The sequence below is a fragment of the uncultured Frigoribacterium sp. genome, from assembly GCF_963515265.1.
GTDB lineage: Bacteria > Actinomycetota > Actinomycetes > Actinomycetales > Microbacteriaceae > Frigoribacterium.
On the sequence record NZ_CAUPYL010000026.1, the window covers coordinates 1 to 21,901 of the forward strand.

Annotated in this window: 17 protein-coding genes; 9 read left to right on the forward strand and 8 right to left on the reverse strand. The window is 72.7% G+C overall.

What is annotated here, in order from left to right:
• The coding region (locus tag RWM17_RS04535; RefSeq protein ID WP_314101762.1) for an ADP/ATP-dependent (S)-NAD(P)H-hydrate dehydratase at positions 1-614 on the reverse strand (614 nt) is incomplete at its 3' end.
• Positions 615-699: 85 nt separating this feature from the next.
• Between RWM17_RS04535 and RWM17_RS04540 the strand changes: the two genes are divergently transcribed.
• Both RWM17_RS04540 and RWM17_RS04545 read left to right on the forward strand, forming a co-directional pair.
• The gene (locus RWM17_RS04540; RefSeq protein WP_314101764.1) at positions 700-1,335 is read left to right on the forward strand and encodes an HAD family phosphatase; all 636 of its coding nucleotides are present in this window, start codon (positions 700-702) and stop codon (positions 1,333-1,335) included.
• A complete protein-coding gene (locus tag RWM17_RS04545; protein ID WP_314101766.1) occupies positions 1,332-2,483 on the forward strand; it encodes an NADH:flavin oxidoreductase/NADH oxidase in 1,152 nt (383 codons plus the stop codon). The genes RWM17_RS04540 and RWM17_RS04545 overlap by 4 nt, the downstream gene beginning before the upstream one ends.
• Positions 2,484-2,546: 63 nt before the next feature.
• Here RWM17_RS04545 and RWM17_RS04550 read toward each other — a convergent pair whose 3' ends face one another.
• The 3 genes from RWM17_RS04550 to RWM17_RS04560 form a co-directional block, all read right to left on the reverse strand.
• On the reverse strand, positions 2,547-3,584 hold the full coding sequence (locus tag RWM17_RS04550; protein WP_314101768.1) for a hemolysin family protein: 1,038 nt from the start codon (positions 3,582-3,584) through the stop codon (positions 2,547-2,549).
• Positions 3,581-5,005, reverse strand: a complete 1,425-nt coding sequence (locus RWM17_RS04555; protein WP_314101770.1) for a hemolysin family protein — start codon at positions 5,003-5,005, stop codon at positions 3,581-3,583. The genes RWM17_RS04550 and RWM17_RS04555 overlap by 4 nt, the downstream gene beginning before the upstream one ends.
• Positions 5,006-5,155: 150 nt before the next feature.
• The gene (locus RWM17_RS04560; RefSeq protein ID WP_314101772.1) at positions 5,156-6,592 is read right to left on the reverse strand and encodes a GuaB1 family IMP dehydrogenase-related protein; all 1,437 of its coding nucleotides are present in this window, start codon (positions 6,590-6,592) and stop codon (positions 5,156-5,158) included.
• Positions 6,593-6,715: 123 nt separating this feature from the next.
• Here RWM17_RS04560 and RWM17_RS04565 point away from each other — a divergent pair, with 123 nt between their 5' ends.
• Positions 6,716-10,531 (forward strand): multifunctional oxoglutarate decarboxylase/oxoglutarate dehydrogenase thiamine pyrophosphate-binding subunit/dihydrolipoyllysine-residue succinyltransferase subunit, encoded by a 3,816-nt coding sequence (locus tag RWM17_RS04565; protein WP_314101774.1) that lies wholly within the window; start codon positions 6,716-6,718, stop codon positions 10,529-10,531.
• Between the two features lie 84 nt (positions 10,532-10,615).
• Here RWM17_RS04565 and RWM17_RS04570 read toward each other — a convergent pair whose 3' ends face one another.
• Positions 10,616-11,056, reverse strand: coding sequence for a GNAT family N-acetyltransferase (locus RWM17_RS04570; protein ID WP_314101776.1), 441 nt, complete (start codon positions 11,054-11,056; stop codon positions 10,616-10,618).
• A gap of 57 nt (positions 11,057-11,113) precedes the next feature.
• Here RWM17_RS04570 and RWM17_RS04575 point away from each other — a divergent pair, with 57 nt between their 5' ends.
• Positions 11,114-11,557: a hypothetical protein gene (locus RWM17_RS04575; protein WP_314101778.1), complete on the forward strand. Its 444-nt coding sequence runs from the start codon at positions 11,114-11,116 to the stop codon at positions 11,555-11,557.
• Between the two features lie 37 nt (positions 11,558-11,594).
• Here the strand turns inward: RWM17_RS04575 and RWM17_RS04580 are convergent, their stop codons facing one another.
• A complete protein-coding gene (locus RWM17_RS04580) occupies positions 11,595-11,837 on the reverse strand; it encodes a zf-HC2 domain-containing protein (RefSeq protein WP_123546403.1) in 243 nt (80 codons plus the stop codon).
• Positions 11,834-12,619 (reverse strand): sigma-70 family RNA polymerase sigma factor, encoded by a 786-nt coding sequence (locus RWM17_RS04585; protein WP_369878090.1) that lies wholly within the window; start codon positions 12,617-12,619, stop codon positions 11,834-11,836. Before RWM17_RS04585 ends, RWM17_RS04580 begins: the two co-directional genes overlap by 4 nt.
• 39 nt (positions 12,620-12,658) lie before the next feature.
• Between RWM17_RS04585 and aroA the strand changes: the two genes are divergently transcribed.
• The 4 genes from aroA (at position 12,659) to RWM17_RS04605 (ending at position 16,945) form a co-directional block, all read left to right on the forward strand.
• Positions 12,659-14,077: a 3-phosphoshikimate 1-carboxyvinyltransferase gene (gene aroA / locus RWM17_RS04590; RefSeq protein ID WP_314101782.1), complete on the forward strand. Its 1,419-nt coding sequence runs from the start codon at positions 12,659-12,661 to the stop codon at positions 14,075-14,077.
• Positions 14,078-14,084: 7 nt separating this feature from the next.
• Complete coding sequence (gene rsgA / locus RWM17_RS04595; protein ID WP_314101784.1) at positions 14,085-15,218, forward strand: ribosome small subunit-dependent GTPase A; 1,134 nt, start codon at positions 14,085-14,087, stop codon at positions 15,216-15,218.
• Between the two features lie 405 nt (positions 15,219-15,623).
• Positions 15,624-16,448 (forward strand): inositol monophosphatase family protein, encoded by an 825-nt coding sequence (locus tag RWM17_RS04600; RefSeq protein WP_314101789.1) that lies wholly within the window; start codon positions 15,624-15,626, stop codon positions 16,446-16,448.
• A gap of 347 nt (positions 16,449-16,795) precedes the next feature.
• Positions 16,796-16,945 carry a hypothetical protein gene (locus RWM17_RS04605; RefSeq protein ID WP_314101785.1) on the forward strand — a complete coding sequence of 50 codons (150 nt, stop codon included), beginning with the start codon at positions 16,796-16,798 and terminating at the stop codon, positions 16,943-16,945.
• Between the two features lie 168 nt (positions 16,946-17,113).
• Here RWM17_RS04605 and RWM17_RS04610 read toward each other — a convergent pair whose 3' ends face one another.
• Positions 17,114-18,613 (reverse strand): MFS transporter, encoded by a 1,500-nt coding sequence (locus tag RWM17_RS04610; RefSeq protein WP_314101786.1) that lies wholly within the window; start codon positions 18,611-18,613, stop codon positions 17,114-17,116.
• A gap of 180 nt (positions 18,614-18,793) precedes the next feature.
• Here RWM17_RS04610 and RWM17_RS04615 point away from each other — a divergent pair.
• Positions 18,794-21,901, forward strand: a 3,108-nt coding sequence (locus RWM17_RS04615) for a lectin-like domain-containing protein (RefSeq protein WP_314101788.1), incomplete at its 3' end; no start/stop codon positions are given.

Sequence of the window (21,901 nt, forward strand, 5' to 3'; positions counted from 1 at the left end):
CCCTTGACCAGCACGGTGCAGCCCCACTCCCCCGCCGCCCGCACCGCGGCCTCGGCCGGGTCGGCGGCGACCTCGTCGACCGACCGACCCGAGGCCCTCGCCAGCTCGCGGAAGTGCGGCGTCAGCACGACCGGCCCCGTCGCCCGCTCGCGCAGCGAGAGCGCACCCGCGTCGAGCACGAGGGGCAGCCCCGAGGAGGCGGCCGTCTCGAACCCCTCCGCGGTCTCGTCGTCGAGGTGGTCAGGGTCCACCCCCGAGCCGAGCAGCCACGCCTGCACCCGGCCGGGGCTCGTCACGGCCTCCGGCCGTCGGTGCAGCACGAAGTCCGAGGCGCGCGACGGGCCGAGGTAGCGGAGCATGCCGACGCCGGTGTGCAGCGCGGCCTCCACGCCGAGGACCGCGGCCCCCGGGTACGCGGTCGAGCCGGTCACGACGCCGAGCACGCCGCGGCTGTACTTGTCGTCGTCGACCGCCGGGACGGCGATCCAGGCAGCGGCGTCGGCGAGCGTCCAGGCGGTGAGGCCGGAGTCGGCGGGGCGCGAATCGGCGGGGCGCGAGTCGGCGGGGCGCGAATCGGCGGGGCGCGAATCGGCAGGGCGGGAGTCGGTGGTCACGCCCCGACGCTAGTCGGGCTCGCGACGCCGGCGTCCGGGCCCCCGCCCGAGCCGAGACGGCCGGGGCCGCCGATACGGTGGGTCGATGAGCATCTCGATCCCCGGCCGCACCGTCGTCTTCGACTACGGCGAGGTGATCTCCCGGTTCCCCGACGACGCCTCGCGTCGGCGCATCGAAGAACTCGCCGGGGTCGAGCCCGCCGCGCTCTGGGCCAGCTACGGCACCCACCGGCACGCCCTCGACCACGGCCGGCTCACCGCCACGGGCTACTGGCGGGCCGTCGAGGCCGACACCGGCGCCGACTGGTCGCGCACCCGGGTGCACGAGCTCTGGGCAGCCGACTTCCCGTCGTGGTTCGTGCCCGAGCCCGGCACCCTCGACGTCATCGCCGACCTGGCCGACGGCGGCACCCGCCTGGCGATCCTCTCGAACGCGGGCCAGGACTTCGCCTCGCCCTTCAGGCACTCGCCCCTCGGCGACCTGTTCGACCAGGTGTTCGTCAGCGCCGAGCTCGACGACCTCAAGCCGTCGGCCTCGATCTTCCGGCACGTGCTCGCCGAGCTCGGAACAACCGCAGCCGACACGGTGTTCATCGACAACAGGTCCGACAACGTCGAGGCCGCCCAGGCCCTCGGCATCACCGGGCACCTGTTCACCGGCCCCGAGCCGCTCCGACGATTTGTCGAGGGGCTCGCGGGCCACCCCACCGAAAGGCGATGACCGCTCTCGTGACCCAGACGGACGCTGCACCCACCCCCACCCCCACCTCCGCACCCGGCGCCTCCCCCGTCGGCCTCTTCGACACCGTCACGCTCCGCGGCCAGACGTTCCGCAACCGGCTCTGGGTCGCGCCCATGTGCCAGTACTCGGCTGAGGAGCAGGACGGCGTCGCCACCGACTGGCACCTCGTGCACCTCGGCTCGCTGGCCCGAGGAGGCGCCGGCGCCGTGATCTCGGAGGCCGCGTCGGTCACCCCCGACGGCCGCATCTCGCCGCAGGACCTCGGCATCTGGAACGACGAGCAGGTCGAGGCACTCAAGCCGATCACCGCGTTCGTCCGCTCGCAGGGCTCGGTCCCCGGCATCCAGCTCGCGCACGCCGGGCGCAAGGCGTCCACGTTCCGCCCCTGGAGCGCGGCCCAGGGCTCCGTCCCCGAGGCCCAGGGCGGCTGGCCGACGGTCGCGCCCTCTGCGGTCGCCTTCGAGGGCTACGCCGTGCCGCGCGAGCTGACCCGTGACGAGATCGACGGGCTCGTGGAGGCGTTCCGCGCCGCCGCCCGCCGCTCGGTCGAGGCCGGCTTCGGGCTGATCGAGCTGCACGCGGCCCACGGCTACCTGCTGCACCAGTTCCTCTCGCCGCTCAGCAACGAGCGCACCGACGAGTACGGGGGCTCCCTCGAGAACCGGGCGCGCCTCCTCGTCGACGTCGTCCGCGCCGTGCGGGCCGAGGTCGGCGACGACCTGCCGCTGCTCGTCCGCTTCTCGGCCACGGACTGGGCCGAGGGCGGCTGGGACGAGCACGAGACGGCCACCGTCGCCGCCTGGTCGCGCGACGCCGGCGCCGACCTGTTCGACATCTCGACCGGCGGGCTCGTCGCCGGGGTGACGATCCCGGTGGGGCTCGGCTACCAGGTGCCGTTCGCTCAGCACGTGCGCGAGACGGCCGAGGTCGAGACCGGGGCCGTCGGCCTCATCGTGTCCGCGCAGCAGGCCCAGGCCGTCGTGGCCGAGGGCCGGGCGGACGTCGTGCTGATGGCGCGCGAGTTCCTCCGCGACCCGCACTTCCCGCTGCGCGCCGCGGCCGAGCTGGGCGTCGAGCTGGACTACTGGCCCGAGCAGTACCTCCGGGCGCCGTTCCGCACCGCGTAGCCCCGCGGACGACGACGGCCGCGCTGCCCCCTCGGGGTCCGCGCGGCCGCCGTTCGTGCAGGGCTACGACCGCCTGGTCGCGTCCTGCACCTCGCCGATCAGCTCTTCGAGGATGTCCTCGAGGAACAGCACGCCCCGGGTGTCGCCCCGCTCGTCGAACGACCGGGCGACGTGCACGCCGCTCCGGCGCATCGTCGCGAGGGCGTCCTCGAGGTCGGTGCCCTGGTAGATCGAGATCAGCTGGCGGATGCGCTTGGGCGGCACCGGGTCGCCGAACTCGTCCTCGTCGAGGTCGATGACGTCCTTGAGGTGCAGGTAGCCCGTCGGGTCGCCGCCGTCGTCGACGAGCACGTAGCGCGAGAAGCCGTTCTGGGCGACGGCCCGCTCGACGTCGCCCGGGGTGGCGTCCTCGGGCAGGGTGACGAGGCCCGACATCGGCACCGCCACGTCGTCGACCGTCTTCTCGGTGAACTCGAACGCCGCCTGGAGCGTGCCGCTGCCGTCGCGGAGGGTGCCCTCCCGCTGCGACTGCGCCACGATCGTGGCCACCTCGTCGACCGTGTAGGCGCTGGCGGCCTCGTCCTTCGGCTCGACGCGGAACGCCCGCAGGACGGCGTTGGCCGACCAGTTGAGCGACACCACGACGACGTGCAGGAGGCGCGCCACGGCCACCAGGGGCGGTGCGAGCAACAGCGCGGCCTTGTCCGGCAGCGAGAACGAGATGTTCTTCGGCACCATCTCGCCGAGCACGACGTGGAGGAAAGACACCAGCAGCAACGTGATGACGAACCCGACGACACTCACCAGCTGCTCGCTGAGCCCGGTCAGGCCGAGCGGGCCCTCGAGGAGGTGGTGGATGGAGGGCTCGGAGACGTTCAGGATGAGCAGGGAGCAGATCGTGATGCCGAGCTGGGTCGTCGCCAGCATCATCGTCGCGTGCTCCATGGCCCAGAGGGTGGTCTTGGCCGCCCTGCTGCCGGCCTCGGCCTTGGGCTCGATCTGAGACCGGCGCGCCGAGATGACGGCGAACTCCGCCGCCACGAAGAACGCGTTGCCCATCAGCAGCAGCACGAGCCAGACGATGCCCCACCAGTCGCTCATCGGGCCGACTCCTTCTGGCGGGCGTCGACGCCGCGCATCGAGGCCGGCGCGTCCGACCTGCCCGCCCGCTCCGCCCGGCCCGGGCGCTCCGAGCGACCACCGCGCTCGGGCTGCTCGACGACCTCGTCCTCCGGCGTCGGCGTGAACCTGATCCGGTCGATGCGCCGTCCGTCGAGCCGCTCGACGCGGAACGTGCCCGCCTCGGACTCGACGACGTCGCCGACGACGGGCAGGCGCCCGAGCTCGCTCATCACCCAGCCGCCGACGGTCTCCCAGGGGCCGTCCTCCGGCACCGAGACCGACGCGCGCTCGAGCAGCTCGTCGGGGCGCAGCAGCCCGGGGAACGTCAGCCAGTTGCGCGAGCGGACGACGTCGACGCGGCTGCGGTCGTGCTCGTCCGACACCTCGCCGACGAGCTCCTCGATGAGGTCCTCCAGGGTGACGACGCCCGCCGTGCCGCCGTACTCGTCGACGACGACGGCCATCTGGTAGCCGCGGCCGCGGACCTCGCCGAGGAGGTTGTCGAGCGTCATGGTCTCGGGGACGCGCACGGCGTCGGTGAGCAGGGCCGAGACCGGGACGTCGGCCCGCTTCTCCCGCGGAACGGACACGGCCTGCTTGACGTGGACGAGGCCGACCACGTCGTCGATGCCGTCGTCGGTCACCGGGAACCGCGACAGGCCGGTGCGCCGGGCCAGCTGCAGCACGGTCTCGGCCGAGTCGGTGCGCGTGACGGTCGAGAGGCGCGGCCGCGGCGTCATGACGTCGGAGGCCGTGTGGTCGCTGAACGCCAGGGTGCGCGCGAGCAGGGTCGCCGTGTCGAGGTCGAGGCTGCCCTCGAACGCCGAGCGGCGCACGAGCGACGAGAGCTCCTCGGCGGTGCGTGCGCCGGACAGCTCCTCCTTGGGCTCGATGCCGACACCCCGCAGGATGGCGTTCGCCGTGTTGTTGAGCAGGGCGACGGCGGGCCGGAACACCGTCGTGAAGCCGACCTGGAACGGGATCACGAGCTTCGCCGTCCGCAGCGGCAGCGCCAGCGCGAAGTTCTTGGGCACGAGCTCCCCGACGATCATCGAGAGCAGGGTCGCGACGACGATCGCGACGACAGGCCCCGCGACCGTGACCACGGGCTCGGGCAGGCCCACCCCGAGGAGGGGCGGCGCGAGCAACCGGGAGATCGCCGGCTCCATCGTGTAGCCGGTCAGCAACGTCGTGAGCGTGATGCCGAGCTGGGCGCTGGAGAGATGCGTGGACGTGATGCGGAGGGCGCCGATCGTCGGCGCGAGCCCCTTCTCGCCCTTGGCCTGACGGGCCTCGAGGTCGGAGCGGTCGAGGTTGACCAACGAGAACTCGCTGGCGACGAAGAGGCCGGTGCCGATCGTGAGGACGATGCCGATCGCGAGCAGGATCCACTCGTTCACGAGGACGGAGCACCGCCCTCAGTCACGGGATGGTGGGAGGGTGCAGCGGGCTGAGACGGAGGGTCATCCATAGAGAGGCAATCTTAGCCGCTGGACGCCCCGTCCGTCACCGGTCGGCCCCATCTCGTCACGAGCGGCCAGGGAGACTCGTCACCAGCTGACGGGGAGCGCCTTGCCCTCCTCGTAGCCCGCCGCCGACTGGATGCCCACGAGGGCCCGCTCGGCGAACTCGGGCAGGGTGCGCGCACCCGCGTAGGTGAACGAGCTGCGGACGCCGGAGGTGATCATGTCGAGCAGGTCCTCGACGCCGGGCCGCATCGGGTCGAGGTAGATGCGCGACGACGAGATGCCCTCGGCGAAGAGCGTCTTGCGGGCGAGCTCGAAGGGGTCGAGGCGGCCGAATCGGCCCTGGACGGCCTTCGTCGACGCCATGCCCCAGCTCTCCTTGTAGAGGCCGCGGTCGTCGGTCGCGAGCTCGCCGGGCGCCTCCACGGTGCCGGCGAACCACGAGCCGATCATCACCGACGACGCGCCCGCGGCGAGGGCGAGGGCGACGTCGCGCGGGTAGCGGACGCCTCCGTCGGCCCAGACGTGCGCGCCCAGCGACCGGGCTGTCGCCGCCGTCTCGAGGACGGCGGAGAACTGGGGGCGGCCCACGGCGGTCATCATCCGGGTGGTGCACATCGCCCCGGGGCCGACGCCGACCTTGATCACGTCCGCGCCCGCGCCCACGAGGTGGCGCACCGCCTCCTCGGTGACGACGTTGCCGGCGACGATGGGCAGGCCGAGCTTCGCCGCGGCGACTGTCTTCACCGCGGCGACCATGCCGTCCTGGTCGCCGTGCGCGGTGTCGAGCACGAGCACGTCGACGCCCGCCGCCGCGAGCGCCCGGGCCTTCTGCTCGACGTCGCCGTTGATGCCGACGGCGGCCGCGACCCGGAGGCGGCCGTCGCGGTCGAGGGCCGGCTGGTAGATCGTGGAGCGGAGGGCGCTCTTGCGGCTCACCGTGCCGACGACCTGGCCGTGTCGGAGCACGGGCGCGAAGTCGATCTCGGCGGCGACCATGCGGTCGAAGGCGGCGCGGGGCGAGTCGACGTCGTCCGCGTCGAGCGAGGTGAGGGCACCGTGCAGGAGGTCGCCCAGCACGGCGTCGCGCGGCGCGGTGGCCAGCCGGGAGGCGGCGATGCAGCCGAGGAACCCGCCGTCGGCGTCGTGGAGAACGATGCCGTGCCCCTCGACGGCGGGCACGCGGGTGAGGGCCGTGGCGACGGTCTCCCCCGGGTCGAGCGACCAGGGGGTGTCCCACTCGACGGGCTGCGACTTGACCCAGCGGATGGCCGCGTCCAGCTCCTGGAGCGGCATGTCCTGCGGCAGGACCCCGAGGCCGCCGCGCCGGGCGAGGGTGGCCGCGAGGCGGGGGCCGGTGACGGAGTTCATGTTGGCCGAGACGATCGGGACGGTCGCGCCCGTGCCGTCGCCCGGCGCCAGCGAGACGTCGAGCCTGCTCGTCACCGACGAGCGGCTGGGCACCAGGAACACGTCGGAGTACGTCAGGTCGTGGGTCGGCGTCGTCTCGTAGAACCTCATGGGCCAACGGTAATCCCTGCGGGTCGTCGGGACGCGGCCAGGCGGACGTTGTTAAGCTGGTCCTCGGCGGGCGCCGCTGCCCGCCGTGACATCGAACGATCAACGGAGAGTGGGCGATCGGCTGTGACGAGCCACGTGACGGGAACGACCGACGAGGGTGCCTTCGGGGCCAACGAGTGGCTGGTCGACGAGCTCTACGAGAAGTGGGTGGTCGACAAGTCCGCGGTCGACGAGTCGTGGTGGCCCGTCCTCGAGGCCTACACGCCCTCCAGCGGCTCCGAGGCCGCGACGACGGCCGAGGCCCCCGCCTCCGCACAGGCCCCCGCCTCCGCCGAGGCACCCGCCGCCGACCAGGCGTCCGGCGGCGAGGCGCAGGTGCCCGACGAGGTGACCGGCGCCCCCGGTGAGAACGAGCCCGCCGCGCCCGCGCCTGCCCCGGCCGCCCCCGCCGGCAAGAAGGCCGCCAAGACCACCTCCGTCGAGCCGTCGGAGAAGCCGATCCCGGCCGAGTCGCCCGCCAAGGCCCCCGAGAAGCCCCGCAGCAGCGCCGAGCCCGCGCCGGAGCCCGAGGCGAAGGTCGCTCCCCTCCGCGGCATGGCCAAGTCGCTCGCCACGAACATGGACGCGAGCCTGAGCGTCCCGACCGCCACCAGCGTCCGCACCGTCGCGGCGAAGCTGATGATCGACAACCGGATCGTGATCAACAACCACCTGAAGCGCGCCCGCGGCGGCAAGGTCTCGTTCACGCACCTCATCGGCTGGGCGCTCGTCCAGGCCCTCAAGGAGTTCCCGAGCCAGAACGTCTTCTACGACGAGGTGGACGGCAAGCCCTCGGTCGTCACTCCGGCGCACATCAACCTCGGGCTCGCGATCGACATCCCGAAGCCCGACGGCACGCGGGCCCTGCTGGTCCCGGGGATCAAGAAGGCCGACGAGATGACCTTCGCCGACTTCCTGTCGGCCTACGAGGACGTCGTCCGCCGCGCCCGCGACAACAAGCTGACCGCGGCCGACTTCCAGGGCAACACGATCTCGTTGACGAACCCGGGCGGCATCGGCACGGTCCACAGCGTGCCTCGCCTGATGAAGGGCGCGGGATCGATCATCGGCGCCGGCGCGCTCGACTACCCCGCCGAGTTCCAGGGCACGTCGTCGAAGACGCTCGTCGAGCTCGGCATCGGCAAGACGGTCACGCTCACGAGCACCTACGACCACCGTGTCATCCAGGGCGCCGGCTCGGGCGAGTTCCTCAAGAAGGTCAACGAGCTGCTGATCGGCCAGCGCGGCTTCTACGAGCAGATCTTCGCGGCCCTCCGCATCCCGTACGAGCCCATCCACTGGAACCCCGACATCAACGTCAACCTCGCCGAGCGCGTGGGCAAGACGGCCCGGGTGCAAGAACTCATCAACAGCTACCGGGTCCGCGGCCACCTCATGGCCGACATCGACCCGCTGCAGTACCGCCAGCGCAGCCACCCCGACCTCGCCATCGAGAGCCACGGCCTGACCTTCTGGGACCTCGACCGGGAGTTCGTCACGGGCGGCCTCGGCGGCCACACCTCCGCGCTGCTGCGCGACATCCTCGGCATCCTCCGCGACTCGTACTGCCGCACCATCGGCGTCGAGTACATGCACATCCAGGATCCCGCGCAGCGAGCCTGGGTGCAGCAGCACGTCGAGGTGCCCTACGTGAAGCCGTCGCACGACGAGCAGATGCGCATCCTGGCGAAGCTCAACGAGGCCGAGGCGTTCGAGACGTTCCTGCAGACGAAGTACGTCGGCCAGAAGCGCTTCAGCCTCGAGGGCGGCGAGTCCGCCATCGCCCTGCTCGACACCGTCATCCAGCAGGCGGCCCGTGAGGAACTCGAGGAGGTGGCGATCGGGATGGCGCACCGTGGCCGCCTCAACGTCCTCACCAACATCGCCGGCAAGACCTACGGGCAGATCTTCCGCGAGTTCGAGGGCACGCAGGACCCGAGGACGGTCCAGGGCTCGGGCGACGTCAAGTACCACCTCGGCACCGAGGGCGAGTTCACGAGCGCCACGGGCGAGACGATCCCCGTCTACATCGCCGCCAACCCGTCGCACCTCGAGGCCGGCGACGGCGTGCTCGAGGGCATCGTGCGCGCCAAGCAAGACAGAGGGCCGAAGGGCGTCTTCGGCACCCTCCCGATCCTCATCCACGGCGACGCGGCGATGGCCGGCCAGGGCGTCGTGGTCGAGACCCTGCAGATGTCGATGCTGCGCGGCTACCGCGTCGGCGGGACCATCCACGTGGTGATCAACAACCAGGTCGGCTTCACGACCCCGCCTTCCGAGTCGCGCTCGTCGATCTACTCGACCGACGTGGCGAAGACGATCCAGGCGCCGGTGTTCCACGTCAACGGCGACGACCCCGAGGCCGTGGCCCGGGTCGCCGAGCTCGCGTTCTCGTACCGCCAGCAGTTCAAGCGCGACGTCGTCGTCGACCTGATCTGCTACCGCCGCCGCGGCCACAACGAGGGCGACGACCCCTCGATGACGCAGCCGTTGATGTACAACCTCATCGAGGCCAAGCGCAGCGTCCGCACCCTCTACACCGAGGCCCTCGTCGGCCGCGGCGACATCACGCAGGAGGAGTACGACGGCGCGCACCGCGACTTCCAGGACCGCCTCGAGCGTGCCTTCCAGGAGACGCACGCGGCCCAGACCGGCTCGATGCCCGTCATCACCGACGACGGCGGAGACGTCGACGACCTCGAGCGACCTAGGTCGCAGCGGGACGACGCCTCGGGCGAGCCCGAGAGCACGGGCGTCGACCTCGACCTGATCCACGCGATCGGCGACGCGCACGACAACCCGCCCGAGGGCTTCTCGGTGCACCCGAAGCTGTCGCAGCTGCTCAAGAAGCGCGTCGACATGAGCCGGAACGGCGGCATCGACTGGGCCTTCGCCGAGCTGCTGGCGATGGGCTCGGTCCTGACCGAGGGCACCCCGGTGCGCCTCGCCGGCCAGGACAGCCGCCGCGGCACCTTCGTGCAGCGCCACTCGGTGCTGCACGACCGGGAGAACGGCCAGGAGTGGCTGCCCCTGCAGAACATCACCGACGACCAGGCGAACCTCTGGATCTACGACTCGCTGCTCAGCGAGTACGCGGCGATGGGCTTCGAGTACGGCTACTCGGTCGAGCGGGCCGACGCGCTCGTGATGTGGGAGGCGCAGTTCGGCGACTTCAGCAACGGCGCGCAGACGATCATCGACGAGTTCATCTCGAGCGCCGAGCAGAAGTGGGGCCAGCGCTCGAGCGTCGTCCTGCTGCTGCCGCACGGCTACGAGGGGCAGGGGCCCGACCACTCGTCGGCCCGGATGGAGCGGTTCCTCCAGATGTGCGCGGAGGACAACATGACCATCGCACGTCCCTCGACCCCCGCCTCCTACTTCCACCTGCTGCGCCGCCAGGCGTACGCGCGCCCCCGCCGCCCGCTGGTCGTCTTCACGCCGAAGGCGATGCTGCGCCTCCGCGGCGCGACGAGCGGCGTCGACGCGTTCACGAGCGGCCGCTTCGAGCCGGTGCTCGACTGCACGCGCGTCCAGGACCCGTCGGCGACGAAGCGGATCGTGCTGCACTCGGGCAAGATCCACTACGACCTCACGGCCGAGCTCGACAAGCGCGGCGTGCAGGACGACATCGCGCTCGTCCGCCTCGAGCAGCTCTACCCGCTGCCTCTCGACCGCATCCGCGAGGTGCTGTCGCGCTACCCCTCGGCCGAGATCGTCTGGGCCCAGGAGGAGCCGGAGAACCAGGGCGCCTGGCCGTTCGTGGTGCTCGAGCTGCAGAAGCACCTCGACCGCCGGATCGCGGTCGCCTCGCGACCCGCGTCGGCCTCGCCGGCCGCGGGCTCGACCAAGGCGAGCGCGGCCCAGCAGGCCGAGCTGATCGCGGCGGCGCTCACGCTCTAGCGTCCACGCCCCGCACCGACGAGGACGGCCGCCCTCCCGCAGGAGGGCGGCCGTCGCCGTTCGCGGTGCGGCGGTGTCGAGGGGTCAGACGAGCTTCGAGTAGCGGACGCCGGCCTCGTGGTAGCCGCGCTTGCGGTAGAAGCGGTGGGCGGAGTCGGTGGCGGCGGCCGAGACGGCCTCGAGCGTGCGGGCTCCGTGGCCGCGCGACCACTCCTCGAAGTGCTGCAGGAGGTGCGAGCCGGTGCCGTCTCGACGGGCCGCCTCCCCGACGACCAGCAGCAGCAGCTGCGCGGTCGGGGCGTCGGCGTTGTAGGCCCAGCGCACGTGCGCCCCCGCGACGGCGACCACGCGGCCGTCGTCGCCCCGCACGACCCAGGTCTCGTGGCCCGCGGCGGCGGTCAGGTGGGACAGGCGGGCCGAGAGCACCTCGGCGTCGAGCGAGTGGCCGAGCAGCCCGATGAGGGCCACCAGGTCGTCGAGGTCGTCGGACGTCGGGCTGGCGAGGATCTCCACCGTGGCGGTCATGCGACGACGCTAGCGCAGGTCGACGACCTGTGACGTCGGACGATAGGGTCGATCGTCATGGGTCTCTTCACACGGAACTCGACGCCCGAGCAACACGTCGCCGACGAGGCAGCCCGCTTCGTCAAGTCGGTCGCGAAGGGCGGGCACCGCGACGACGCGGCCTCGCTCGACTTCAGCCCGGGCTCCGTCCGCTCGCTCGACGCGGTCCTCGCCCGCCACCGGGGCGACGTCGACGTCGACGGGGTGCCCGACGCGGTCTCGCTCGGCGCCGCCTGCTACTTCTTCGAGACGGTGCGCCGCGAGTACGGCGGCCGGCTCTGCTCCGGCACCGGCAGCGACCCGCTCGTGCTGGTCGTCGGCGAGCCGGACTTCCGGCTCTGCGTGCCGGCCGTCTCGAAGGTCGTCCAGCGCACGGGCGACGCGGGCGACCCCTCCCTGCAGCTGCTCTGGGACGACGTCGTCGCGCACGCGGCACGTCGCGAGGACGCGACGCTGGCCTGACCGGCCAGCTGCCCAGGGTCCGGACGGGCTCCGCGGGCTAGTGCGAGGCCTGCAGGTCGCGGATCCGTGCGAGCACGGTCGAGCGCAGGTCCTCGGGGGCCGTCTCCTTGCAGGCGCGCTGCACCGCCTCCGTCAGCACGATGCCGACCTTGTGCTCACCCGAGCAGTCGGCGCAGGTGGCCATGTGCTCCCGGATGTCGGCGGCGTCCTCACGGCAGAGCTCGTCGTGCAGGAACTCCTCGAGCTCGGCCTTCGCCTTGTCGCAACCGCAGTCGGTCATTTGGTGCTGCCCTTCGATGTCGTGCCGGCCGGCACCGCGATCCCACGGTCACGGGCGTAGTCGGCGAGTAGTCCCCGGAGGAGTCGGCGGCCGCGGTGCAGACGGCTCATCACCGTGCCCACGGGGGTCTTCATGATGTCGGCGATCTCCTGGTACGAGAAGCCCTCGACGTCCGCGAAGTAGACCGCCATGCGGAAGTCTTCCGGCACCTTCTGGAGGGCGTCCTTGACAGCGCTGTCCGGGAGGTGGTCGATCGCCTCGGCCTCGGCCGAGCGGGTGGAGCCGGAGGTGCGGGTCGCCGACTCGGCGCCGCCCATCTGCCAGTCCTCGAGCTCGTCGATGGTGCCCTGGTACGGGTCGCGCTGCTTCTTGCGGTACGTGTTGATGAACGTGTTGGTCTGGATCCGGTACAGCCAGGCCTTCAGGTTCGTGCCCTGCTGGAACTGCCGGAACGCCGCGAACGCCTTGACGAATGTCTCCTGGACGAGGTCGGAGGCGTCGGCCGGGTTGCGCGTCATGCGCATCGCCGCCGCGTAGAGCTGGTCCATGAACGGCAGGGCCTGTTCCTCGAACAGTGCGCGCAGGTCGGGCTCGCCCTCGTCCGACGCCTCGACGGCCGCCACGGCCTCGACGGTCGCCTCGGCGACGCCGCCGCCGGCCTCGACGGGGTCGGGTGCGGTCGCGCTGGTCGCGGGTGTGGGCTCGTCGCCCTCGGGGGTGATCATCACGGCCGATTCTAGTTCGGCCACGGTGATCCGCCTCGGTGCAAGTGCTGTGGGCACGTGTCCTCCAGGTCGTCGCTGCATTACCCTGGTGAACCGATGCAGGTGTACAGGTATTCCGGGCCCGAGTTCTCTCCCTACGACGACGGCGGCGTTCCGCCCACGGTCGACGACGGGCGCTGGGTCGCGCCGCGCGCCGCCGGCCCGCTCCGCGCCTCCCTGTCGCTGCCCGGGTCGAAGTCGCTGACGAACCGCGAGCTGGTGCTCTCGGCCCTGGCCGACTCCCCCTCGACGCTGCGGGCTCCCCTGCACTCGCGCGACACCTCCTTGATGATCGCGGCGCTGCGTGCCCTCGGCACGACGATCGACGAGCTCGAGTCGGGCGAGCCGTTCGGCCCCGACCTCGTCGTCACGCCCGGCGAGCTCACGGGCGGCGCTACCGTCGACTGCGGCCTGGCCGGCACGGTGATGCGGTTCCTGCCCCCGGTCGCGGCGCTCGCCCTCGGCCCGGTCACCTTCGACGGCGATGAGGCGGCCCGACGTCGGCCGATGCGCGCGACCCTCGACTCGCTGCGCGCCCTCGGCGTCGACGTGTCGGACGACGGCCGCGGCTCGCTTCCCTTCAGCCTCTACGGCACGGGCGAGGTCCAAGGAGGCGACGTCGAGATCGACGCGTCCGCCTCCAGCCAGTTCGTGTCCGGCCTGCTGCTGTCGGCGCCGCGCTTCTCGCGCGGGCTGACGCTCCGCCACACCGGCGACGTGCTGCCCAGCACGCCGCACATCGAGATGACGATCGACGCGCTCGCGCAGCGCGGCGTGACCGTCGCGACGCCCGAGCCCGGCGAGTGGCAGGTGCCGCCCACGGCGATCGCCGGGCGCGAGCTGACCATCGAGCCCGACCTGTCGAACGCCGCGCCCTTCCTCGTCGCGGCCCTCGTCGCCGGCGGCACCGTCTCGATCTCGCACTGGCCGGCCGAGACGACGCAGGTCGGCGCCGACCTGATCGAGCTGCTGCCGCTCTGGGGCGCGACCGTCTCGCTCGTCGACGGCGTGCTGACCGTCGACGGCGGCGACGGCCTGGTCGGCGGCGGCTCGCTGCCTGGCGTCGACGTCGACCTGTCCCGCGGCGGCGAGCTGGCCCCTGCCCTCGTCGCCCTGGCCGCCCTGGCGTCCGGCCCCAGCACCATCACCGGCATCGGGCACCTGCGCGGGCACGAGACCGACCGCCTCGCGGCCCTCGCGAGCGAGATCTCGGCGCTCGGCGGCCTCGTCACCGTGCTCGACGACGGCCTCCGCGTCGAGCCCTCGCCCCTGCACGCCGGTCAGTGGCGCACCTACGGCGACCACCGGATGGCGCACGCCGCGGCGATCATCGGCCTCGCGGTCGACGGTGTCGAGCTCGACGACGTCCGCGTCGTGTCGAAGACGCTGCCCCAGTTCGTCGAGCTCTGGGACGACCTGCTCGGCCGCCGCGTCGTCGAGCGCCCGGCCGACATCGACCTGCTCGGGTTCCTGTAGGCCCCCGGTGAGCTGGTGGAGCGACGGCGACGACGCCGTGGAGGACGAGGCCTGGGGCCAGTACGACGAGAGCTCGGTGCGACAGCGCCCGAACCCGAAGGCCAACCGGCCGCGCACCAAGCAGCGGCCGGCGTACGCGGACGCCGAGGAGGGGGTCGTCTGGACCGTCGACCGCGGCCGCTACGGCGTGCTGATGGACGCCGGGACCCCCGACGAGCGCGAGATCACCACTGCCCGAGCGCGTGAGCTCGGCAAGAAGAGCGTCGTCACGGGCGACCGGGTCGGCGTCGTCGGCGACACGAGCGGCGCCGAGGGCTCGCTCGCGCGGATCGTCAAGGTGCAGGAGCGGACCACGCTGCTGCGCCGCAGCGCCGACGACAGCGACGCCGTCGAGCGCGTGATCGTCGCCAACGCCGACCAGATGCTGATCGTCGTCGCCGCGGCCGACCCCGAGCCGCGCCCGCGGCTCGTCGACCGCTACATGGTCGCCGCCTTCGACGCGGGGGTCGAGCCGATCCTCTGCATCACGAAGACCGACCTGGCCGACCCCGCACCGTTCGCAGCCCACTTCTCGTGCCTCGACCTGCGGATCGTGACGACCACCTCCACGTCGTTCGACCCGCTGCCCGACGGGTCGCCGTCGCCGGTGCTCGACGAGCTGCGCGAGCTGCTCGACGGGCACGTCACCGTGACCGTGGGGCACTCGGGCGTCGGCAAGTCGACGCTCGTCAACGCCCTGACGGGGTCGCAGCGCGAGGTCGGCGTCGTCAACGCGGTGACCGGGCGGGGGCGGCACACGTCGTCGTCGACCGTCTCGTTCAAGGTGCCGAGCGGCGGCTGGATCGTCGACACCCCGGGCGTCCGCTCGTTCGGGCTCGGGCACGTCGACCCCGAGAACATCCTGCGGTCGTTCGCACGGCACGCCCGCCCCTCCGACAAGCCGTCGCGCGACGGCATCCCGCTGGCCGAGGCGCACGACTGGGAGATCGTCGACCGCGTCGAGGCCGGCGAGCTCGGCGACGTCGGGCGGGAGCGGCTCGCCTCGCTGCAGACGCTGCTCGCCTCCAAGGGCGGGGTCAGCGGCCGCGAGCAGGCCGCCCGCGACGAGGACGCCCGTTCGGACGAGCAGCCGCAGCGCTAGCTGGCTGCTCGCGCGCCAGCCGCAGCCCCGTGCCAGGTCGGACCCGCAGATGCCGACCCAGCACCCTTTAACAACGGGATTCTCCTGTTCTGCGGCGGTCCGCGTCGCCTCCTGGTCGGCATGTGCGGGCTGTCTTCTCACATTTGAGAGTGATCCACCGCCGCCGAGGCAGTTCCTGGCCGGAGGCGGCACGCACGAGGCAGGATCACTCTCGCTTTGCGATTCCCGCGCCCGCGAAGTGACCGACGGGCAATGCAGAGACGAGGAGGCGCGGTGCCCGCCGGGCACGCTCGGTACGCTGGCAGCGTGACCGACCCGACCCGCGCCTCCTCGTCCGACGCCGCCGACGCCGCCGCTGCGAGCGACACGAGCGCCGCCGACGGCGGCGCCCGCTGGGCGGCCGACCTGCGGCTCGCGCTGACGCTCGCCGACGCGGCCGACTCGATCAGCACCGAGCGCTACCGTGCTGCCGACCTGCACGTGTCGCTGAAGCCCGACCGCACGCACGTCACCGACGCCGACCAGGCCGTCGAGCGGGCGATCCGGGCCGGGATCGAGTCCGAGCGCCCCGGCGACTCCTTCTACGGCGAGGAGTACGGAGACGACGCAGCCGTGAACGACGCAGCCGGGAACGACGCCGCAGCCGGCACCGCCCACGCAGCACCCCGCCGCCAGTGGATCGTCGACCCGATCGACGGGACGGCGAACTTCCTCCGGGGCGTCCCCGTCTGGGCGACCCTCATCTCGCTGGTCGTCGACGGTGTCCCCGTGCTCGGAGTCGTCAGCGCCCCGGCCCTCGGACGCCGCTGGTGGGCCAGCACGGGCGGCGGGGCGTTCTCGTCCGAGCACGGCGCCGCTGCCCTGCGCGTCTCGGGCGTCCGTGATCTTGCCGACGCGTCGCTGAGCTACAACGGCCTCGAGTACTGGCGCGAAGCTGGCCGGCTCGAGCAGCTGCTCACGCTGACCGACCAGGTCTGGCGGACGCGCGCCTACGGCGAGTTCTGGTCGTACGTCCTCGTCGCCGAGGGCGCTCTCGACGTGGCGGGCGAGCTCGGCCTCGAGCCGTACGACATGGCGGCGCTGATCCCGATCGTCGAGGAGGCGGGCGGCACGTTCACGAGCGCCGACGGTGAGCCGGGCCCCTGGCACGGCAGCGCCCTCGCGACGAACGGCCTGCTGCACGACGACGTGCTCGCGATCGTCCGGGAGCCCTCCGCGCCGCGCCCCTGACCCTCCCGCGAGCCCGCCCGCCTCGCGCCCGCCCGCGCCCCCGCCGAGCGACGAGTTGCCCCGAAGTGCTACCCGGGCGGCGGCGGCCGGAGTTCCGGGGCAACTCGACGCCGTCGCACGCGTCTCATCCCCTCGGCGTAGGCGTGGCCGCTGAGGACGGTCCCTTCGGTTGACGCTGACGAGACACCCTCTCGGCTTGACTGGCCGCAGGCAGTCGCCGCACCCCGGAGGGGTCCCGTCGCAGGACGGGCGAGCGCGCCAGGAGCCCCGCGGTCCGTCGTCACCTCGACGGGCCGCGGCGGCCCCGCCAATCAGACCGTCCCGCACCATCTCGCTGAGGAGCCCCCATGTCCGTCGTCACCGCCGCCTCCGTCGTCGCCGCCCACACGAGCACGATCGCCCGCGTCGACCCCGCGGCCGTCGACCTGCCCCGTACGCTCGCCGTCGACATCACCGCGTGGCTCGACGCCGCGGCCGCGGAGTCCCCCGCCGCGTAGCCGCCGTGGCCCCGCCGCCTGGTCCCCGCCAGCGCCCACGACGCCGCCGGGAAGCGACGCGAGAACGAGAAAGCGACGCAGAACATCGCGTCGCTTTGTCGCCTTCGCGCAGGTTCGTGGCCTCGCGTGCCCTCGGGCCGGGTCAGGCCGGGCCAGACCACGTCTCCCCTAGGAGGCGTCGGCCGCCTCGCCCACCCGCCCCTGCTTGCGTGCACGCAGGTCGAGCAGCGCCAGCACGAGCGCTCCCGCCACCAGGGCGATGGTCACCAAGAACCCGCTGCGGTACGCCTCGTGGTAGATGTCGAGGGTCGAGCCCTCGCTGCGGCCGGCGATGACCGAGTAGAAGGTCGAGACCGCCGCGGCCGTCCCGATGGCGGTGCCGGCGCGCTGGCCGACCTGGCCCATGGAGCCGGCGACCCCGCCCATCTCGACCGGCACCTCCGCCAGGGTCAGGGTCTGGTTCGGCGAGATGACGAAGCCTCCGCCGGTGCCGGCGACGAGCATGCCGCCCGCCATCGCCCACGGCGTGTACTCGGGCGGGGTGAGCGTCGCGGCGAGCAAGAGCACGACGAAGCCGACGCCCACGAGCACGAGGCCGAGCACGACGAGGCTGCGCCCGTACTTCTCGACGATGCGCCCGCCGTAGAAGGCGGCCACAGCGCTGGTCAGCGCGAACGGGATGGTCACCATGCCGGCGTAGACGGGCTCGAGGCCGAGCCCCTGCTGCAGGAAGAGCGTCGTGAGCAGGAACGTCGCCGGCAGCGCGCAGAAGTACACGGTCGCGATGAGCGTGCCGTTGCGGTACGACGCGAGCGAGAACAGCGAGAAGTGCACCACCGGCGACTTGCCGCGGGCCTTGTAGCGCTGCTCCCACCAGACGAAGAGGGCGCCGAAGCCGGCGAAGCCGATCAGGAACAGCCAGCGCAGCGGGTCGTCGCCCTGACCGGTCGTCAGCACGAACGGCAGCATCAGGGTGAGGATCGTCAGGCCGAGCAGCACGATGCCCATGAGGTCGAGCTCGTTGTGCCCGCTCGGGGCGGTCGAGGTGCGGGGCAGCAGCTTCAGGGCGAAGACGATGGCGACGATGCCGAGCGGCACGTTCATCCAGAACAGGAGGCGCCAGCCGTCCTGGGCGCCGCCCACCGCGATCAACAGGCCGCCGATCGTGGGGCCGAACGCGGTCGAGACGCCGATGACCGCCCCGAACAGGCCGAAGGCACGGCCGCGCTCGCGTCCCTGGAACAGCTGCTGGATCAGGCCGAGCACCTGCGGCATCTGGATCCCCGCGGCGACGCCCTGCAGGATGCGCGCGGCGACGAGGAGCTCGACGGTGGGAGCGATCGCGCAGAGCACGCTGGCCACGGTGAACGAGCTGAGGCCGATGACGAACATCAGGCGCCGCGACTTGAGGTCGCCCAGGCGGCCCGACGGCACGAGCGACAGGCCGAAGGCGAGGGCGTAGCCCGCGACGATGAGCTGCAGCGCGGTCGGTCCGGCACCGAGCGACGCCTCGATGCTCGGCAGGCCCACGTTGACCTTCGACAGGTCGAGGATCGTCAGCGCCGCGACGCCCACGCAGACCCAGAACGCCTGCCACTTCTGACGCTCGTCGTACCCCGACGACGAGGAGGAGGTGGGCACGGAGGAGGTGTCGGGCGCGTTCGTCATGGAGGTTCCGTCATACACCTGCAGAGACTGCACGGCTCTCACCGGGGATGCCTGGCCCGTTTGCGAGCGTGCGCCCGTTCGGCGGTCCTCGCCCCTGTTGCGCCTCCCTGATCCGTGTGAAGATCACTCAAGTCGACGCCGACCTGTCACCTGGGCCGGCCCTCACGGATCAGGACCCCCATGCGCAGCGTCACGACACCCCGTGGCCGGCTCACTCGGACGCTCGTCGCGTTCGCGGTCGCCGCGGCCGCCGTCTCCCCCGCCCTCCTCGTCGCCGGGCCGGCCCAAGCGGTTGGAACGCCCCTCCTGACCGAGTCGTTCACCGGCAGCTCGATCGCCGATCCCGCCTGGCGCGGGCTGAACGACGCGTGCCTCACGGGCGCCACCGCGGCGGCCCCGGCCGGCAGCAGCAACCTGTCGCAGTGCACCGACCTGACCGGGTCGCCCGCGGTCGGCACCCCCGGCTTCCTGCAGCTGAACGCCGAGAGCGGCTTCCGTCGCGGCGGCGTCGTCTACAACCAGGCCATTCCCGGCAACGGCGGCCTCGTCGTCGAGTTCGACCAGTGGCAGTACGGACCGGACGGCGGCGACGGAGGTGACGGCATCGGATTCTTCCTCACGGACGGGAACGAACAGCTCACCATGACCGGCGCCGACGGAGGCTCGCTCGGCTACGGCAACCGCAACGGCGACCCCGGCGTCGTCGGCGGCTATGTCGGCATCGGCCTCGACGCCTACGGCAACTACGCGAACCCCACCGAGCTGCGCGACTCGACCTGCACCCCGCCCGAGGTCGGCCCCGGCTTCGTGCCGAACGCCGTCTCCCTCCGCGGCCCCGGCAGCGGCACCACCGGATACTGCTGGCTCGCCGGCACCGTGGGCGCGAACACCGGCGGCGACCGCTTCGCCTCGACGCTGCCCGGGTCGCTGCGCGGCACCGGCGCCGACGACACCAGCCGCGACTCCGTCCGCGTGACCCTGAGCCCCGACGCGCTCCCGCTCGTCACCGTCGACGTCGACTTCCACGACGGCCGCGGCTACCTCCGCGTGCTCGAGCACCAGATGACCGACGCCGCCCCCGACACCTACAAGCTCGGCTTCCTCGGCTCGACGGGCGGCGCGACCGACGTGCACCTGATCCGCAACCTCTCCGTCTCGTCGGTGCAGGAGCTCGGCGCGCTCAACGTCGTCAAGTCCGTCTCGAGCTCGACGCCGACCGAGGGATACGCCGTCGGCGACCGCATCGACTACTCGTTCACCGTCAGCAACACCTCCGTCGTCAGGCTCGACGCCCTGTCGATCGCCGACGCCCTCGCGGACGGCCTCAGCTGCCCGACCACGACCCTCGCCCCTGTCGGCCAGCCGGGAGCCACGACCGTCTGCACGGGCGGGCACACGGTGACCACCGCCGACGCGCGGACCGCGACCTTCACGAACACGGCGACCGCCCGCGCGGTCGACGCCGGCAACGGGGCGCCGATCGTCAGCGACCCGTCGACGGCCACCGCGCCGCTCGACCAGCTGCAGCCCGCCGTGGGCCTGACCCAGACCGCCGAGCTGATCGACGCGGACGGCGACGGCGTCGCCGGCCCGGGCGACACGATCCGCTACCGCTTCACGGTGACCAACACGGGCGAGACGCCCCTCGGCGGCCTCGCCGTCGACACGGGATCCGCCCCGGCCGTCGACACCGCCGGGGTCGCCCTGGCGGTGGGCGGCACCCGCACCTTCACGTCCGACCGCCCGGTGACCCAGGCCGACGTCGACGCCGGCGGCCCGCTCGTCAACACCGCCTACGCCACGGGGTCGTCGCCCTCGGGGCTGACGGCCGCCAGCGGCCCCTCGGTCGCCGAGACGCCCCTCCTCACGGCCTCCGACCTGCTCGAGCTCGGCGTCGAGCAGGCTCTGACCACCGACGCGAACGGCGACGGGCTGGCCGATCTCGGCGATGTCGTCACCTACACGTACACGGTCACCAACACGGGCACGAGCACCCTCACCGGCGTCGCCCTCGCCCCGACGCGCGGCACCGGAGTCGTCGTCCTGAGCGGCGACCCGGCGTCCCTCGCCCCGGGCGCCTCCGTGACCTACACGGCCACGACGACGATCACCCAGGCCGACGTCGACAGCCCGGCCCCCGTCACGGAGACGGCCACCGCCTCCGCCACGGGGGTCGACGGGCCGCTCACCACCGCGCCCGCCTCGGTGCAGACCCTCACCGCCGCGGCCGACGACGCGCTGGCGGTCGACGTCGTGCCCGTTCTCGACGACACGAACGGGAACGGCCTGGCCGACCCGGGCGAGACCATCTCGTACGAGTACGTCGTGACGAACGCGGGCAACACGAGCCTGACCGGCATCGTCATCGCCGGCCCGGGCGTGCTTCGGCCCGAGCGCGTCGGCGACGGGACCGCCGCCCCCGACGGCACCGTCCGCTTCACGTCCGCTCCCCGCACCGTCACGCAGGCCGACGTCGACGCGGGCGACCCTCTCGTGGTCACCGCCACGGCGACGGGCACGACCCCGGAGGGCACCACGATCGACAGCCCCGCGGCCTCGGGCAGCACGCCGCTGCTCGCTGCCGTGGGCGGCCTCGACCTCGAGCTCACGGCCGTGCTCGACGACGCGAACGGCAACGGCACGGCCGACGCAGGCGAGACGATCACCTACACGTACACCTCGACCAACACGGGCACGGCGACGCTGACCGGCCTGGGCGTGACGGCGCCGCGCACCCCCGTCACGACGGCGCCGCCCGCGTCGCTGGCACCGGGAGCATCCGCCACCGTGACCGGCAGCTACGTGGTCACGCAGGCCGACGTGGACGCCGGCACCGACCTGGGCGCCGCGGCGGTCGCCACGGCCACCGACCCGGCAGGAGGCGCGGTGACGTCACCCGAGGTCCCCCTCGCGATCCCGACGCCGGTCGCCCCCGGCACCGCCGGCCTGTCGATCGAGGTGACGGCCGTGCTCACCGACACCAACGGCAACGGCGTGGCCGACGCAGGCGAGGTCGTCACGTACCGCTACGTGGTCCGGAACGACGGCACGCTGAGCCTCACCGGCGTCTCGGTCGCGGACCCCGATGCCCAGGGTCTCGCCCCCGAGTCCGCGGACCTCGCCCCGGGCGGGTCGGCGACCTTCACCGCCACGCGGACGGTGACGGACCGCGACGTGCTCGCCGCCGCAGCCGGCGACGGGACCGTGCCGACCACCGCCCGCGCCACGGGCACCGCGCCCGACGGGACGCTCGTCACCTCGGCGGCCGACGTCGTCGCGGTCGAGGCC

Coding starts and splice junctions, on each gene's coding strand:
- RWM17_RS04540 (WP_314101764.1), top strand. CDS start 700: ATGAGCATCTCGATCCCCGGCCGCACCGTCGTCTTCGACTACGGCGAG.
- RWM17_RS04545 (WP_314101766.1), top strand. CDS start 1,332: ATGACCGCTCTCGTGACCCAGACGGACGCTGCACCCACCCCCACCCCC.
- RWM17_RS04550 (WP_314101768.1), bottom strand. CDS start 3,584: ATGAGCGACTGGTGGGGCATCGTCTGGCTCGTGCTGCTGCTGATGGGC.
- RWM17_RS04560 (WP_314101772.1), bottom strand. CDS start 6,592: ATGAGGTTCTACGAGACGACGCCGACCCACGACCTGACGTACTCCGAC.
- RWM17_RS04570 (WP_314101776.1), bottom strand. CDS start 11,056: ATGACCGCCACGGTGGAGATCCTCGCCAGCCCGACGTCCGACGACCTC.
- RWM17_RS04575 (WP_314101778.1), top strand. CDS start 11,114: ATGGGTCTCTTCACACGGAACTCGACGCCCGAGCAACACGTCGCCGAC.
- RWM17_RS04580 (WP_123546403.1), bottom strand. CDS start 11,837: ATGACCGACTGCGGTTGCGACAAGGCGAAGGCCGAGCTCGAGGAGTTC.
- aroA (WP_314101782.1), top strand. CDS start 12,659: ATGCAGGTGTACAGGTATTCCGGGCCCGAGTTCTCTCCCTACGACGAC.
- RWM17_RS04605 (WP_314101785.1), top strand. CDS start 16,796: ATGTCCGTCGTCACCGCCGCCTCCGTCGTCGCCGCCCACACGAGCACG.
- RWM17_RS04610 (WP_314101786.1), bottom strand. CDS start 18,613: ATGACGAACGCGCCCGACACCTCCTCCGTGCCCACCTCCTCCTCGTCG.